At 72.9% G+C, this 14,047-nt stretch carries 17 protein-coding genes and 1 pseudogene; 5 read left to right on the plus strand and 13 right to left on the minus strand.

From position 1 onward, the window contains the following. The gene (locus VTA80_RS10295; protein ID WP_407345406.1) at positions 1-378 is read right to left on the minus strand and encodes a DUF4190 domain-containing protein; all 378 of its coding nucleotides are present in this window, start codon (positions 376-378) and stop codon (positions 1-3) included. Positions 379-557: 179 nt separating this feature from the next. Here VTA80_RS10295 and VTA80_RS10300 point away from each other — a divergent pair, with 179 nt between their 5' ends. Continuing rightward, on the plus strand, positions 558-1,868 hold the full coding sequence (locus tag VTA80_RS10300) for a uracil-xanthine permease family protein (protein ID WP_407345407.1): 1,311 nt from the start codon (positions 558-560) through the stop codon (positions 1,866-1,868). Between the two features lie 30 nt (positions 1,869-1,898). Here VTA80_RS10300 and VTA80_RS10305 read toward each other — a convergent pair whose 3' ends face one another. The 8 genes and pseudogenes from VTA80_RS10305 to VTA80_RS10340 form a co-directional block, all read right to left on the minus strand. Continuing rightward, positions 1,899-2,555, minus strand: coding sequence for a LytR C-terminal domain-containing protein (locus VTA80_RS10305; RefSeq protein ID WP_407345408.1), 657 nt, complete (start codon positions 2,553-2,555; stop codon positions 1,899-1,901). 38 nt (positions 2,556-2,593) lie between these two features. Further along, entirely contained in the window at positions 2,594-2,890 is a 297-nt protein-coding gene (locus VTA80_RS10310; protein WP_407345409.1) for a type II toxin-antitoxin system VapB family antitoxin, read from the minus strand. Between the two features lie 132 nt (positions 2,891-3,022). Continuing rightward, on the minus strand, positions 3,023-3,610 hold the full coding sequence (locus VTA80_RS10315) for a TOBE domain-containing protein (RefSeq protein WP_407345748.1): 588 nt from the start codon (positions 3,608-3,610) through the stop codon (positions 3,023-3,025). Between the two features lie 6 nt (positions 3,611-3,616). Then, positions 3,617-4,117, minus strand: a pseudogene (locus tag VTA80_RS10320) (ATP-binding cassette domain-containing protein); the annotation flags it as partial. Further along, a complete protein-coding gene (locus VTA80_RS10325) occupies positions 4,114-4,956 on the minus strand; it encodes an ABC transporter permease (RefSeq protein WP_407345410.1) in 843 nt (280 codons plus the stop codon). The pseudogene VTA80_RS10320 and the gene VTA80_RS10325, both read right to left, overlap by 4 nt. Then, entirely contained in the window at positions 4,953-5,786 is an 834-nt protein-coding gene (modA, locus tag VTA80_RS10330) for a molybdate ABC transporter substrate-binding protein (protein WP_407345411.1), read from the minus strand. Before modA ends, VTA80_RS10325 begins: the two co-directional genes overlap by 4 nt. Continuing rightward, a complete protein-coding gene (locus VTA80_RS10335; protein WP_407345412.1) occupies positions 5,783-6,187 on the minus strand; it encodes a molybdopterin-binding protein in 405 nt (134 codons plus the stop codon). Before VTA80_RS10335 ends, modA begins: the two co-directional genes overlap by 4 nt. Positions 6,188-6,290: 103 nt before the next feature. After that, positions 6,291-7,976 carry a ribonuclease J gene (locus tag VTA80_RS10340; protein ID WP_407345413.1) on the minus strand — a complete coding sequence of 562 codons (1,686 nt, stop codon included), beginning with the start codon at positions 7,974-7,976 and terminating at the stop codon, positions 6,291-6,293. Positions 7,977-8,143: 167 nt separating this feature from the next. On the opposite strand from VTA80_RS10340, the gene VTA80_RS10345 reads away from it, so the two are divergent. The 4 genes from VTA80_RS10345 (at position 8,144) to VTA80_RS10360 (ending at position 11,141) form a co-directional block, all read left to right on the plus strand. Continuing rightward, complete coding sequence (locus VTA80_RS10345; RefSeq protein ID WP_407345414.1) at positions 8,144-8,971, plus strand: DUF4397 domain-containing protein; 828 nt, start codon at positions 8,144-8,146, stop codon at positions 8,969-8,971. 106 nt (positions 8,972-9,077) lie between these two features. Then, a complete protein-coding gene (locus VTA80_RS10350; RefSeq protein ID WP_407345415.1) occupies positions 9,078-9,764 on the plus strand; it encodes a class F sortase in 687 nt (228 codons plus the stop codon). Beyond that, positions 9,761-10,399: an RNA polymerase sigma factor gene (locus VTA80_RS10355; RefSeq protein WP_407345416.1), complete on the plus strand. Its 639-nt coding sequence runs from the start codon at positions 9,761-9,763 to the stop codon at positions 10,397-10,399. Before VTA80_RS10350 ends, VTA80_RS10355 begins: the two co-directional genes overlap by 4 nt. Continuing rightward, positions 10,383-11,141, plus strand: coding sequence for an anti-sigma factor (locus tag VTA80_RS10360; protein WP_407345417.1), 759 nt, complete (start codon positions 10,383-10,385; stop codon positions 11,139-11,141). The genes VTA80_RS10355 and VTA80_RS10360 overlap by 17 nt, the downstream gene beginning before the upstream one ends. A gap of 3 nt (positions 11,142-11,144) precedes the next feature. Here the strand turns inward: VTA80_RS10360 and VTA80_RS10365 are convergent, their stop codons facing one another. The 4 genes from VTA80_RS10365 to VTA80_RS10380 are packed head-to-tail and all read right to left on the minus strand — an operon-like array spanning position 11,145 to position 13,975. Beyond that, positions 11,145-12,290, minus strand: a complete 1,146-nt coding sequence (locus VTA80_RS10365; protein WP_407345418.1) for a hypothetical protein — start codon at positions 12,288-12,290, stop codon at positions 11,145-11,147. Next, a complete protein-coding gene (locus VTA80_RS10370) occupies positions 12,287-12,529 on the minus strand; it encodes a thioredoxin family protein (protein WP_407345419.1) in 243 nt (80 codons plus the stop codon). The genes VTA80_RS10365 and VTA80_RS10370 overlap by 4 nt, the downstream gene beginning before the upstream one ends. Before the next feature lie 58 nt (positions 12,530-12,587). Continuing rightward, entirely contained in the window at positions 12,588-13,640 is a 1,053-nt protein-coding gene (locus tag VTA80_RS10375; protein ID WP_407345420.1) for a permease, read from the minus strand. Beyond that, the gene (locus VTA80_RS10380; RefSeq protein ID WP_407345421.1) at positions 13,637-13,975 is read right to left on the minus strand and encodes an ArsR/SmtB family transcription factor; all 339 of its coding nucleotides are present in this window, start codon (positions 13,973-13,975) and stop codon (positions 13,637-13,639) included. Before VTA80_RS10380 ends, VTA80_RS10375 begins: the two co-directional genes overlap by 4 nt. Between the last annotated feature and the right edge of the window lie 72 nt (positions 13,976-14,047).

A 14,047-nucleotide genomic window follows, 5' to 3' on the forward strand; every position in this document is an offset into this window, starting at 1 on the left:
CTACAGCGCACTGCTCCTCACGACGACGACCAGCATGAACGCCGCGCCCGCCAGGACGATCAGGGCCATCGCGAGGTACCCGAGCCAGAGCCCGGCCCGCGCGAGGTTCGACGCGTCGACGTCCGTCTCCCCGATCTGGGCGAGTGCCAGATGGCCGGTGATCACGGCGACGATCGAGCCGAGCAGCGGCACCAGGCTAAACCCGCACAGCCCGGCGACCAGCGAGATGATCGCCAGCGCGCGGGATCGGCGGACCGGCTCGATCGGCTCGGCCGTCCCTGCGGTCTCGGCCGTGCTGACGCTGGGGACGGTCGCCGTCACGTTCACGGGGGGGAGCTGGAACCCGAAAAAGGGGTCGCTCTGCAACTGATCGGTCATCGTGGGGCCCCCTGTGCAACGTAAGACGTCGGCCACTTCGAGCATGACACAGGTGCGCAGCCCCGCATCCGGGGTCGCTACCCTGCGTCTGGTCGCTTTCTGCCCGCACCCGGTGCACGCGGCGGCCCCAGCCGGTGCGCACTGGGCGCCCGGCGTGCGGCGAGTGGGGAATCATGGCAATGAACGGCATCGGTTGGCGCCTGCACGGGAACGGCCGAACCATCGGGGTGGGCGAGGTCGTCGGACCCGATGAGCGGCTCAGCTGGCCACGCACGATCGGGATCGGTCTGCAGCACATCGTGGCGATGTTCGGCGCGACGTTCCTGGTCCCGATCATCACGGGCTTCTCGCCCGCGACCACGATGTTCTTCAGCGGGCTCGGTACCATCCTGTTCCTGCTGATCACGCGCAACAAGCTGCCCAGCTACCTCGGGTCGAGCTTCGCGTTCATCGCGCCGATCACCGCGGCGATGGCCTCCGGCGGCGAGTCCGTCGCACTGGGCGGCGTGATGATGACCGGCGTGCTCCTCGCGGTGATCGGGCTGCTGGTCCACTTCGCCGGCGCGCGCTGGATCGACGTCGTGATGCCACCGATCGTGACCGGGACGATCGTGGCGCTCATCGGCCTCAACCTCGCGCCGACCGCATGGTCGAACGTGAAGCTGGCGCCCGTCACGGCGCTCATCACCCTCGGCGCGATCATCATGGGCAGCGTCCTGTTCCGCGGGATGCTCGGCCGCCTGTCGATCCTGGTCGGCGTGCTGATCGGCTACGCCGTGGCGATGCTGCGCGGCGAGGTCGACTTCACCCAGTTCAACGCGGCCGGCTGGATCGGGCTCCCCGACTTCGTGACGCCGTCGTTCGACGCCTCCGTGCTGGGCCTGTTCCTCCCGGTCGTGTTCGTGCTGATCGCCGAGAACGTCGGGCACGTGAAGTCCGTCTCGGCGATGACGGGCAAGGACCTCGACCCGGTGATCGGCCGCGCGCTGTTCGCGGACGGGATCGCGACGACGCTCGCCGGCCTCGGAGGCGGGTCCGGCACGACGACGTACGCGGAGAACATCGGCGTCATGGCCGCCACACGCGTGTACTCGACGGCGGCCTACTGGGTCGCCGCCTTCGGCGCGCTGCTGCTGAGCATGTCGCCGAAGTTTGGCGCGCTGATCGCGACGATCCCCTCGGGGGTCCTCGGCGGGGCGACGACCATGCTCTACGGGATGATCGGCATCCTCGGTGCGCGGATCTGGGTGCAGAACAAGGTCGACTTCGCCGATCCGGTGAACCTCACCACCGCGGCGGTCGCCCTCGTCGTCGGGATCGCGAACTTCACCTGGTCGGCGGGCAACCTGGAGTTCGGCGGCATCGCGCTCGGGACGGCGGCCGCGATCGGGATCTACCACGTGATGCGGGCGACGGCTCGCTGGCGCGGCACCAGCCAGGAGATCGCCAGCCCGGCGTCCGTGCCGAGCGCCGCCGACCTGCGGCGCTGAGCGTGTGAGCGCTGGGAGCTGACGGCTGCGTCAGCCCGCGGCGGCGTCTGGCGCGGTGGTGGCCACCACCGCGGCGGGCAGCGCCTGCACCTCGGCGTCGGCGAGGGCCACGCACCCCTTCGAACCGGTCAGCGGGGCGGCGGGGTCCAGCGTGATCGCGCTCACGTCGAGCAGCGCGCCGAACTTGGTTCCCACGACAAGGTCGACCGTGGCGTCGGCGCGGGCGTCGAGGACCAGTGTGGCGCCCTCGATCTGCGCGGCCAGCGTGTACGCCGCCCCGACCCCGGCCGCGCCGAAGCCGATCCGGGCGACGCCCGTCATCGACGTGGTCGCGTTCCCGGTCGACAGGATCGTGAAGCCGCGGGTCGCGAGCGCGTTGGCGGTCTCGGTGGCAAGACCGCCCCGTCGGGTCGCGTTGAGGACGTTCACCGACACGCTCGGGTACGCGACCGGCAGCGTGCCCTCGGGCGGGCAGGGCGCCGGCGCGCTCACGGACCCGGGCTCAGGGCTCGCCGTGGTGAAGTCACGCGCGAACGGCGCGGGGATCGCGTCGGTGAACACGGCGAACGCACCGAGTGCGGCCACGGCGAGGGCGGCGATCAGGACGCCGAAGAGCGCGGCCTGGCGCTCGTGGCGATGGCGACGGCGAAGCTGCCGTGCGCGTTCTGGCCCCTGCGGTGCGTTCACTTGCCGAACCTAGCCGATCCGTGAGGGCATTCTGGTGGTCACGCCAGGACTAGTACGCGCGCGTGCAGGATCGGCCGCTGGTGCAGCGCGGCACGGACCGCCCGATGCAGGCCGTCCTCCAGGTACATCACGCCCTGGTACTGCACCACGTGGGCGAAGAGGTCACCGAAGAAGGTCGAGTCGTCGGAGAGCAGGTTGTCGAGGCTGAGGGTCTTCTTGGTGGTCACCAGCTCGTCGAGCCGCACCTGTCTCGGCGGGACGTCGGCCCACTGCTTGGGCGTCACGAACCCATGGTCGGGGTAGGGGCGCCCGTCGCCCACGGCCTTGAAGATCACGAAGTCAGTCTAGGCGAGACAGTCGTCACTGGGTGGTGTGACCGCACGCGAACCGCCCGGAGTGTCCGGCGTTACCCGGTGTGTCCCGCGGGAGTCGTCCAGCGAAAGAGACCCGTTCGGCGTAGTGGGCGCTCACCGTCGGTGGAGGCCGACCTCGGTCGCCTTGACGGACAGCCACACGGCCGCGCCCGGGACGATCCCGAGCGCGGCGACAGAGGCCGGCGTCAGGTCGGCGAGCACCTCGGGCCGCCCTGACGTGCGCAGACGGACCCCGGCCGGGGAGGCCTCCAACGAGAGCACCCGGGCCGGCCAGACGTTGCGGGCGCTCACCCCGCGGGGTTCGTCCGTGTGCACGACGACGGCGGACGGTCGAAAGACGGCCGCGAGCGGCGTCCCGTCGGTGAGGCCGGGCCCGAGGTCGGGCGAGCCGACGAACGAGCGGCCGTCCGGCGCGCGGACCGCCCCGGCGTCGGCCGCGCCCATCACGAGGTTCACCCCCGCCAGGTCCGCGGTGAACGGGTTGCGCGGTGCGGCGAGCACGCCCGCCGTCGGGCCCGCGTCGACCAGCCGGCCGTCCACGAGCACCGCGACCCGGTCGGCGAGGACGACGGCGTCGAGCACGTCGTGCGTGACGACGATCGCCGTCGTGCCGTGCGCGCTGAGCTGGTCCCGCAGCAGGTCTCGCATCTCGGGGGCCGTGCGCACGTCGAGCGACGCCATCGGCTCGTCGAGCAGCAGGAGGTCAGGTCGGGCCGCGAGCGCGCGCGCGAGCGCGACGCGCTGCTGCTGGCCACCGGACAGGGAAGCGGGCCGTCGGTCGGCGAGGTCCGCCAGGCCGACGGCGGCGAGCCAGCGCGCCGCCTGTGCGCGCGCGGCGCGGCGCCCGACCCCGGCGGCGACGGGCCCGAACGCGATGTTGTCGGCGGCGGTCAGGTGCGGGAAGAGGAGCGGTTCCTGGCCGAGCAGGCCGACGGCGCGTTCGGCCGGCGGGACGAGGACGCCCGTCGCCGGAGCGGGCTCGCCGACCGACGTCAGCGTGCGACCGCCGACGCGCACGAAGCCGCCGTCGGGCACGAGGAGCCCCGCCAGGACGGCCAGCAGCGTGGACTTGCCCGACCCGTTCGGGCCGAGGACGGCGAGCACCTCGCCGGGCTCGACGGCGATCTCGACGTCGAGCGTGAACGTCCCCCGGGACACGACGGCGTGCGCCTCGAGGTGCGCCGTCATCGGGGGACCTCGGGGCGCCAGCCGCGCACCAGCACCAGGATGACGACGGCGACGACGACCAGCAGCAGCGAGAGCGCGACGGCGGACTCCTGCGTGACGCCGGCGCCGTTGAACGCGGTGTAGATCGCCAGCGGCATGGTGCGGGTGACCCCGGCGGCGTTGCCGGCGAACAGCGCGGTGGCGCCGAACTCGCCGAGCGCCCGCGCGAAGCACAGCACGGTGCCGGCGATCAGGCCCGGCAGCACGAGGGGGAGCGTGATCGTGCGGAACGTCAGCGCGCGGCCCGCCCCGAGGGTGGCGGCGACGGTCTCGTACCGGGTCCCGGCGGTCCGCAGCGCGCCTTCGACCGAGATGATGAGGAACGGCATGGCGACGAAGGCCTGGGCGAGCACGACCGCCGTCGTCGTGAACGGGATCCGCACGCCGAACGCAAGGTCGAGGTACCGCCCGATCAGCCCGTTCCGGCCGAGCAGGTAGAGCAGGGCGACCCCGCCCACCATCGGCGGCAGCACCAGCGGCAGGGTGACGATCGCGCGGAGCAGGTCCGCGACGCGGGGGCGGGCGCGCGCCATCACGAGCGCGAGCGGGACGCCGAGGACGAGGCACAGCGCCACGGCGGCGAGTCCCGTGCGCAGCGACAGCGCGAGCGCGTCGAGCGCCGCCGGGGAGGTGATCGCCGCGGGCACGGTGGCCCAGTCGGCGCGGACGAGCAGCGCCACTAGCGGGAGCACGAGCAGCCCGAGCCCGAGCACGGCGGGGACGACGAGCGCGCGCGGGACGGTACCCGCGGGCCGGGGACGCCCGGCAGTGCCCGCGGGCCGGGGGCGCCGGTCGCTCACGGTGTGCCGGGGGTTGCGCCGAAGCCGTGGGCCGCGAGCACGTCCTGCCCGGCGGGTGAGCGCACCAGGTCCACGAACGCGCGGGCGGCGGCCGGGTTGGCGGCGCCCGCGAGGACGGCGATCGGGTAGGAGCTCACCACCTGGTCGGAGCCCGCGAAGTCCACGCCGTCGAGCGCGCCGGCGGAGTCAGCGATGCTGCTGGCATAGACGAGCCCGGCGTCGGCCTCGCCGGCGGCGACCTTCGTGACCACGGCCGTGACGTTCTGCTCCTCGCTCGCCGGGCTGACCGAGACGCCCGCCGCGTCGAGCGCGGCCCGCGCCGCCGCGCCGCACGGGACCTCGACCGCGCAGAGCACGACCTGCAGGCCGGGACGCGTCAGGTCGGCCAGCGTCCGGACGTCGAGCGGGTTGCCTGGTGCGACCGCGATGCGCAGGGTGTTGGTGGTGAAGACGGCGAGCGTCCCCGCCGCGACGAGGTCGGCGTCGGACACGGTGGTCATGGTCCGCTCGTCCGCCGCCGCGAAGACATCCGCGGGGGCACCCTCGACCAGCTGGGTCACGAGGGTCGACGAGCCGTCGTAGGTGATCGGTCGAAGGTCGACGCCGGGCTGGAGCTCGGCGAACCGGGCCGCGAGCTCGTCGAACGCGGGCTGAAGCGAGGCTGCGGCGAGGATCGTCAGCTCGCCGGAGAGCCCGGACGTCGCGCCGGTGGCGCTGGGGGTCGTGGTGCTCGACCCGCTCGTGCACCCCGCCAGCACGGCGGTCGCGAGCACCAGGCCGACGCCGAGCCGCGCGCGGCGGGTGCGGGCCGTGCTCGCCGGAGTCGTCACGACGAGCCGTTCGGCGTCTCGATGATCACGGTGGTCGCCTTGACCACGGCGACCGCGAGCGAGCCGATCTCGAGCCCGAGCTCGCGCACGGCCTCGCTCGACATCAGCGACACGACCCGGTGCGGCCCGGCCTGGATCTCGACCTGGGCCATGACGGTGTCGGCGGTGATGGCGGTGACGAGGCCGACGAACCGGTTGCGGGCGCTGCGTCCGACGCCCGACGGGTCGTCCGGGACGTGGGCGACCTCCTTGGCGCGTGCGGCCAGGTCGGCGCCGGCGACGACGAGGCGGTCGGCGTCGTCCCGGTGGGTCGTCAGGACGCCCTGCTCGACCCAGCGCCGGACGGTGTCATCGCTGACCCCCAGCAGCCGGGCAGCCTCATTGATCCGATATTGCGGCATAGCAGGGAACTTAGCACCGCAGATGCGGCAACGGCTGGCGTCGGGCCCTCGGAGGGACCTGACGCCAGCCGTCGGCGGTGATGGTGGTGCGGGGGAGTGCCGGTCAGGCCTCGATCACGACGGGGATGATGACCGGTCCGCGCCGGCTGGTCCGCTGGAACCAGCGGCTGACCGAGCGGTCGATCAGGCGCTCGAGCTCACCGAAGTCGCGCACGCCGTCCTTGGCCGCCTTGGCGAGCGTCTCCTTGATGACGGGAGCGAGCGCGTCGAACGACTTGGCGTCGTGGACGAACCCGCGCGTGAGGAAGTCCGGCTCCTCGCTCAGGGCCCCGGTGTCGGGGTCGATGAGCACGATGATCGTGACCACGCCGTCCTCGGCGAGCGCGCGCCGGTCGCTGAGCGAGTCCTCGGTGACCGTGCCGACGGTCATGCCGTCGACGTAGATCAGGCCGGCCGGGACGCGTCCGGTGACGGACACCTTGCCGTTGACCAGGTCGATGACGAAGCCGTCCTCGGCGAGCACCGCGTTCTCCGGCGCGACGCCCGTCTGGATCGCCAGGTCGGCGTTGGCCCGCAGGTGGCGCCACTCGCCGTGGATCGGCATGACGTTGCGCGGCTTGACGATGTTGTAGCAGTACACGAGCTCGCCCGCGGCGGCGTGCCCGGAGACGTGCACCTTGGCGTTGCCCTTGTGCACGACGTTCGCGCCGAGGCGCGTGAGGCCGTTGATCACGCGGTAGATCGCGTTCTCGTTGCCGGGGATGAGCGAGCTCGCCAGCAGGACGGTGTCGCCCTCGCCGATGCGGATGACGTGGTCACCGGTGGCCATGCGCGACAGGGCGGCCATCGGCTCGCCCTGCGAACCGGTCGCGATGAGCGTGACCTTCTTGTCGGGCATGCCCTCGAGCGCCTTGAAGTCGACGACCAGGCCGCGCGGCACCTTGAGGTAGCCGAGGTCGCGGGCGATGCCCATGTTGCGGACCATCGAGCGGCCGACGAAGGCGACCTTGCGGCCGCTGGCGTGCGCCGCGTCGAGGACCTGCTGGATGCGGTGCACGTGGCTCGCGAAGCTGGACACGATGATCCGGCGCGGGGCGGTGCGGAAGACGGCCTCGATCGCGGGGCCGAGGTCCATCTCGGAGGCGACGAACCCGGGGACCTCGGCGTTGGTGGAGTCGGCCATGAACAGGTCGACGCCCTCCTCGCCGAGGCGGGCGAAAGCGCGCAGGTCGGTGATGCGCCCGTCGAGCGGGAACTGGTCCATCTTGAAGTCGCCGGTGTTGAGCACGAGGCCGGCCTTGGTCCGGACCGCGATCGCCAGGCCGTCGGGGATGGAGTGGTTGACGGCGACGAACTCGAGGTCGAACGGGCCGAACTTGCGCCGGTCGCCTTCCTTGACCTGGACGGTCGAGGGGCGGATCCGGTGCTCCTTGAGCTTGGCCTCGATGAACGCCAGGGTCAGCTCGGAGCCGACGACGGGGATGTCACCGCGCTCGCGCAGGAGGTACGGCACGCCACCGATGTGGTCCTCGTGGCCGTGCGTGAGGACGATCGCCTCGATCTTGTCCAGGCGGTCCCGGATCCAGGTGAAGTCGGGGAGGATCACGTCGACCCCGGGCTGGTGCTCCTCGGGGAAGAGCACGCCGCAGTCGATGACGAGGAGGCGTCCCTCGTGCTCGAACACGGTCATGTTCCGGCCGATCTCACCGAGGCCGCCGAGCGGGACGATGCGTAGGCCGCCCTTCGGTAGCGGCGGCGGCGCTTTCAGGTCGGACTGGTTATGGCTCATAGGTCCCCAGATTACTGGAGCGCGGCGGTCGCCCAGGTCACGCGTGGGCCCGCCCGCGAACCCGCGCGCATCCTCGCGGTGAAGTCGCTGCATCCGTGGAGCCGTCCCGCGCCGTAGTGGGGGTGTCAGATCATCCCCCGCACTGCGGGGTCTCTCAGGAGGTCCACATGCGTACCAGACTCCTCGCCGGCGCCGTCGCCGGCCTGTCGCTCGCCCTCGTCGGAGCGTTGCCTGCGGGCGCCGCGACCCCCGGCAACGCCCAGCTGTCCGTGCTGCACGGTGTGCCCGACCTCACGGTCGACGTGTATGTCAACAACAAGCTGACCCTCGACAACTTCGCCCCGGGCGACATGGCCGGCCCGCTCGACCTCGCGCCGGGGACCTACACCGTGGCGATCACGGCCGCGGACGCCGCGGACGCCAGCGCTCCCGTCATCGGTCCGATCGACCTGCCGCTCAAGGCCGACACGAACTACACCGCCGTCGCGCACCTCGACGCCGCGGGCGCGCCGACCGCGACGCTGTTCACGAACGACCTGTCGACGATGGCTGCCGGTCAGGGTCGCCTGACGGTCCGGCACGTCGCGGCCGCACCCGCGGTCGACGTCCTCGCGGGCGGCACCGCGGTGATCACCGGCCTGGTGAACCCGAAGGAGTCGATCCTGAACCTCCCGGCCGGCACCGTGTCCGCCTCGGTGGCCGCGACCGGAACCACCGCGCCGCTCATCGGTCCGGCCGACGTGAAGGTGGCGGAGGGCACGAGCACCATCGTCTACGCGTGGGGCAGCCTCGAGGCGAACAACCTCAAGCTCGCCGTCCAGACGATCGGCGGCATGGACTCCGCGCCCGCCGGGGTTCCGTCCGGTGAGCTCGGGCTCGCCAGCGACTCGTCGTCCTCGTCGGCCCCGTGGCTGATCGGAGCGGCCCTCCTGGTCGCGGCCGGTGGCGCCCTGCTCCTGGCCCGGCGCACGCCGGTCCGCGTCTCGCGCGACTAGGTAGCTCGGCTCGACCGGGGTGCGGCGCCTTCACCTCCCGCGCAGGCGCCGCACCCCTTTCCCGCGCTTGTTCCTGCTGTCCCTTCTGCCTTCGACCGGAGTCCCCATGACGCCCAGCTCGCGTCGCCGCGCCGCCCGGATCGCGCTCGCGGTCCTCGCGCTCGGCGTCGCGTCGGGCATCGTGTCCGGCTGCGGACCGGCGCAGGGGCCGACGGCGTTCAGAGCGTCGCCCGTTCCGTCGTCGTCCCCGTCGTCGCCCTCCCCGTCGCCCGCTGAGGCGGTGCCGAGCGTGCCCGTGCGCAGCGCGGACCTGGCCGATCAGACGGCGGAGGCGGTGGTCCCCCCGGTCAACGTTCGCATCCCGGCGCACGACATCGAGGTGCCCGTCGACCCCGTCGGGGTGCAGGCCGACGGGCAGATGGAGATCCCCCCGCTCGCGGAGCGCGGCGGGTGGTACCGGTTCGGCGCGGCACCTGGTCAGGTCACAGGCACTGCCGTCATCGCCGCGCACGTCGACTCGGTCGCCTCGGCCGGGAGCGGTCCGTTCGCCCGGCTGAAGGACCTAGCGCCGGGCGACGCCGTCGAGGTCACGCTCGCGGACGGCCGCCGCCAGGACTACACCGTCACGACGGTGTCCCAGGTCGCCAAACCGGACGTCCCGTGGCGCGACATCTTCGTCCGTGACGGCGCCCCGCGCCTCGTGCTCATCACGTGCGGAGGGGTGTTTCATCGCGCGGTGGGTCACTACGCGGATAACGTGATCGTGACCGCGGACCCGGTCGGTGCGTCATGATGGCGGCACACGGCGGGTCGACCGTCCTGACGCTCCGAAGGAGGACCGCCCTGACCACCCCGGGCCGCGTCACCGCACTGCGGACGCATGCCACCTGGACCGTCGACGACCTCGGCGCGGCCTTCGCTGCCGGCGACGAGCTGGCGCTCGCCGAGGCCTACCACCGGTGGTCGGCGTTCGTGCACACGCTCGCGCTGCGGGCGCTGCGGGACGTCACCGACGCGGAGGACGTCACGCAGCAGGTCTTCGTCAACGCCTGGCGCGGGCGGTCCGGGTTCAAGCCCGGGCAGTCGCCCCTGCCCGCCTGGCTCACCGGGATCACCCGGCACGCGATCGCGGACGTGCACGCCCGCCGGGCGCGGGACCGGCGCAACGAGGCCGCCGTCGTGCGCACGACCGGCCCGCCGCCGGAGCCCGAGACGACGGCGCTGGCCGAGCGGATCACGGTGGCCGACGAGCTGAACCGGCTGGGGGAGCCGCAGCGCACGATCCTGTCGCTCGCGTTCTTCGACGACCTGACGCATGACCAGATCTCGCGGCGGCTCGACCTGCCGCTCGGCACGGTGAAGAGCCACATCAGACGTAGCCTGCTGCGACTGCGCGACCGCTTGGAGGTGGATGGTGGAGCACGTTGACCCGGAGGTCCTGGCGCTGATCGCGCTGGGCGAGACCGCAGGTGACGACGCCGACCGTCGGCACCTCGACGGGTGCGCCGAGTGCGTGGCGGAGGTGTCCTCGCTCGCGGCCGTCGTCGCGACCGGGCGGTCCGTGACCGAGAGCGACGCGCTCGTCGCCCCGGCGCCGGCCGTCTGGGACCGCATTCGCGCCGAGCTGGCGCTCCCCGCGCCGGCAGCGGCCGCCACGTCGCTCGCCCCGGCCGGGCCGACGGCGTCCGCCCCGGCCGGGCCGACGGCGTCCGCCCCCGTGGTCCCGCTGCGCCGCCGGCGGGCGCCCTGGCTCGCCGCGGCGGCCGCCGCCGGTCTGGTCGTCGGCGGGGTCGGCGGCGCGTGGTGGGCCGGGGAGCGCACGGGATCGACGGCGCCCGCCGTCGTCGCCGAGGCCGCGCTCAAGCCGCTGCCCGGGTGGGACGCGAGCGGCACAGCGCTCGTGGAGAAGCAGCCCGACGGTGCCCGCGTCCTCGTCGTCACGCTCGACGGCGGGGCCGAGGCCGGTGACTTCCGTGAGGTCTGGCTGATCGACCGGGACGTCAAGCGCCTCGTGAGCCTCGGGGTCCTCGAGGGTTCGGCCGGCCGGTTCACCGTCCCCGCGGGGCTCGACCTGACCGACTTCCCCATCGTCGACGTGTCCCAGGAGCCGTTCGACGGCGTCCCGGCCCACTCCGGGGACTCGATCGTGCGGGGGACCCTCGGGGCGTGAGCCTCAGCGCTGCCAGATGCGCCCGGTGCGGGTCGCGGCCACGGTCCGGGCCGCCACGACGCCCCAGAACGCGAGCAGCAGCAGGTAGAGCGCGACCGCCAGGCCTTCGATCGCGGGCAGCTGCCAGGTGCGGCCGATCGTCAGCGTGGCCACGGTGAACGCACCGAGCGGGAAGGTGAAGGCCCACCAGCCCAGGTGGAACGGCACCGGCCCGGCGCGCAGGTAGCGCACGAGCAGGGTGATCGCGATCGCCAGCCACCACAGGCCGAAGCCCCACAGTGCGGTGCCGAGCAGCAGCGCGATCATCATCACGGTGGGCGCGGTGTCCCCGAAGGTCGCCTGGCCGACGCGGGCCAGGGCGAGAGGGGCGAGCGCCGCGACGGCGACCGGCCCCAGTGCGATCCAGAGCGTGGGCACCAGGGGAGCGGGCGGCAGGGGGTGCAGCACGAGGCGGTCGTACAGCAGCCCGAGGACGAGCAGGAACAGCAGCAGACCCAGGCCGTAGGCCGCGTAGCCGACGGCGAGGAGCAGGCGGGCGGTACCGGAACCGACGTCGGGCACCAGGGGCGCCAGGGCCATCGGGACGATGATCGTGACGACGGGCGGGATGAACCAGCCGCCGTTGACCGACGCGGCCGGCAAGGTGCCGACGAACTGCGTCATCGCGAAGGCCGCGCTGATGACCAGCGCGAGGGCGCTGCCCACGATCGCCAGGACGGCGATGACGGGGGTGATCGCGCCGGCCGGCAGCAGCGTGGGGCCGACGACGGCCGTCATCACGGCGAGCACGAGCAGCCCACCGGGGACGGTCGCGAGCATCGCGCCGAGCACCGGGTGGCGCAGGTCGGCCAGCGCCGCGTCGCGGTAGCGCAGCCAGCGCGCCGCGTAGGCGACCGCCAGGACGGCGCCGAGCGCGTAGGCGAGCACGGCGAGCGCCGACCCGAGCCCGTGCGCGAGGCTACGCAGCGCGCCCCAGTCCCCGGGGTTGTCGTACGTGGCGACCGCGAGGATGGCCGTGCCCATCACGGACGCGAACCAGCCCGGGTGCAGGTCACGCACCCGATTGCGGGAAGGGGCCGGGGCCGGGGCCGGTGCGGGGGCCGGGGCGGGGGCAGCCGGAGCCGCCGCGGGCGGCGCGGTGTCCGTCACGGCGCGAGCGGTGCGAGGAGCTCGCGCACCTGGGTGGCCGTCGGGACACGACCGGACAGCACCACCTTGTCGTCCACCACGAGTCCGGGCGTGGACATCACGCCGTAGCCCAGGATCGCGGCGTAGTCCGTGACCTTCTCGATCTTGGCGTCGATGCCCAGGTCGGCCACGGCCTGGCGGGTGACGCGTTCGAGGTTGACGCAGTTGGTGCAGCCGGGGCCGAGGATCTTGATGATCATGGTCGTCTCTCTGTTCGGTGCGGGTGGGTGGACGGGCAGTTCGGGGGAAGGGGCCGGCTCAGGCCAGGACGGCGTTGAACAGGTAGCCGACGGCGATGATGCCGGTCCCGGTGACGGCCACGAAGGCCGCGATGAGCGGCGGCTTGAGCACCCGCCGCAACAGGATGAGCTCGGGCAACGACAGCGCGACGACGGCCATCATGAACGCGAGCAGCGTGCCCATCGGCAAGCCCTTGTCGTGCAGGGCCTCGACGAGCGGCAGGATGCCGGCGGCGTTGGAGTACAGCGGGATGCCGATGAGCACCGCGATCACCACAGCGAACGGGTTGCCCGCCCCGGCGTACCGCGTGAAGAAGTCCTCGGGCGCCCAGCCGTGGATGGCCGCGCCCAGGCCGATGCCGACCAGGAGGTACGGCCAGATCTTGCGCACGATCTCGCCCACCTCCTCGATGCCCACCTGGATCCGGTCGTCCCAGGTGAGCCCGGCCGTGGAGTCGATCACCTGACCGCCCAGGCGGGTCTCGAACACGAACGGCTCGATCCACCGCTCGACCTTGAGCTTGCCCAGCACGAACCCGGCGACCACGGCGATGACGAGCCCGGCCCCGACGTACAGCAGCGTCGGGCCGATCCCGAACAGCCCGAACAGCAGCGCGATCGCGACCTCGTTGACCAGCGGGCTGGCGATGAGGAAGCTCAGCGTCACCCCGACCGGCACGCCGGCCGCGACGAACCCGATGAACGCCGGCACGGCGCTGCACGAGCAGAACGGGGTGATGACGCCGAGGCCGGCGGCCATGAGGTTGCCGACACCCTCGCGCCGACCGCCCAGCAGCGCGCGGGTGCGCTCGACGCTCATGAACGAGCGGAGCACGGTGACGAGGAAGATGATCCCGGCCAGGAGCAGCAGGATCTTGACGGAGTCGTAGGCGAAGAAGTGCACACCCGAGCCGAGCCGGCTGGCGGGATCCAGCCCGACGACGTCGAACACCACCCAGTCCCAGAACGGCAGGTTGACCGCGTAGAGCGCGAACCAGGCGGCGCCCGCGGCGCCGAGAGCCACCCAGCGACGCGTCGGCGTGGCCGGGCGGAGGCGTTCGGCGAGGCTCATGGCCGGGGGGCGGGATCGCCGTCGGGCACGGGGAGGAGCAGGGGCACGGGCAGGGCCGCGCAGATCCGGGCGCGCGCGTCGGGGGCCAGCGCGTAGTCCACCCAGCGCCCGCGGCGCGAGGTCACGACGAGCCCGGCCTCGCGCAGCACGCGCAGGTGGTAGCTCAGCAGGTTCGCGGCGATCGGGACGTGGGACTGCAGGTCGCAGACGCAGTGCGTGCCGTCCGCGAGGCGCGCCAGCACGCCCCACCGGATCGGGTCGGCCACGGCCTGGAGCAGCGCGATGCTCGCCGCGGACCGTTGGAACGCCCGGTCGGCGTCGCGATCGCTTCCCACTTCAATCTCAATTGCTTCGACCATGATTGAAACGTAGGACGGTCCGGCGGGTGCGGCGAGGGACCGAGGTCC

It is taken from the genome of Pengzhenrongella phosphoraccumulans, from assembly GCF_045689905.1.
In the GTDB taxonomy this organism is placed as follows: Bacteria; Actinomycetota; Actinomycetes; order Actinomycetales; family Cellulomonadaceae; genus Pengzhenrongella; species Pengzhenrongella phosphoraccumulans.

What these genes read in the sequence shown, in the direction of transcription:
- VTA80_RS10295 (WP_407345406.1), bottom strand. Translation starts at nt 378, where the DNA reads ATGACCGATCAGTTGCAGAGCGACCCCTTTTTCGGGTTCCAGCTCCCC.
- VTA80_RS10350 (WP_407345415.1), top strand. Translation starts at nt 9,078, where the DNA reads ATGACGCCCAGCTCGCGTCGCCGCGCCGCCCGGATCGCGCTCGCGGTC.
- VTA80_RS10355 (WP_407345416.1), top strand. Translation starts at nt 9,761, where the DNA reads ATGATGGCGGCACACGGCGGGTCGACCGTCCTGACGCTCCGAAGGAGG.
- VTA80_RS10375 (WP_407345420.1), bottom strand. Translation starts at nt 13,640, where the DNA reads ATGAGCCTCGCCGAACGCCTCCGCCCGGCCACGCCGACGCGTCGCTGG.
- VTA80_RS10360 (WP_407345417.1), top strand. Translation starts at nt 10,383, where the DNA reads ATGGTGGAGCACGTTGACCCGGAGGTCCTGGCGCTGATCGCGCTGGGC.
- VTA80_RS10340 (WP_407345413.1), bottom strand. Translation starts at nt 7,976, where the DNA reads ATGAGCCATAACCAGTCCGACCTGAAAGCGCCGCCGCCGCTACCGAAG.
- VTA80_RS10300 (WP_407345407.1), top strand. Translation starts at nt 558, where the DNA reads ATGAACGGCATCGGTTGGCGCCTGCACGGGAACGGCCGAACCATCGGG.
- VTA80_RS10345 (WP_407345414.1), top strand. Translation starts at nt 8,144, where the DNA reads ATGCGTACCAGACTCCTCGCCGGCGCCGTCGCCGGCCTGTCGCTCGCC.
- VTA80_RS10370 (WP_407345419.1), bottom strand. Translation starts at nt 12,529, where the DNA reads ATGATCATCAAGATCCTCGGCCCCGGCTGCACCAACTGCGTCAACCTC.
- VTA80_RS10315 (WP_407345748.1), bottom strand. Translation starts at nt 3,610, where the DNA reads ATGGCGTCGCTCGACGTGCGCACGGCCCCCGAGATGCGAGACCTGCTG.
- VTA80_RS10335 (WP_407345412.1), bottom strand. Translation starts at nt 6,187, where the DNA reads ATGCCGCAATATCGGATCAATGAGGCTGCCCGGCTGCTGGGGGTCAGC.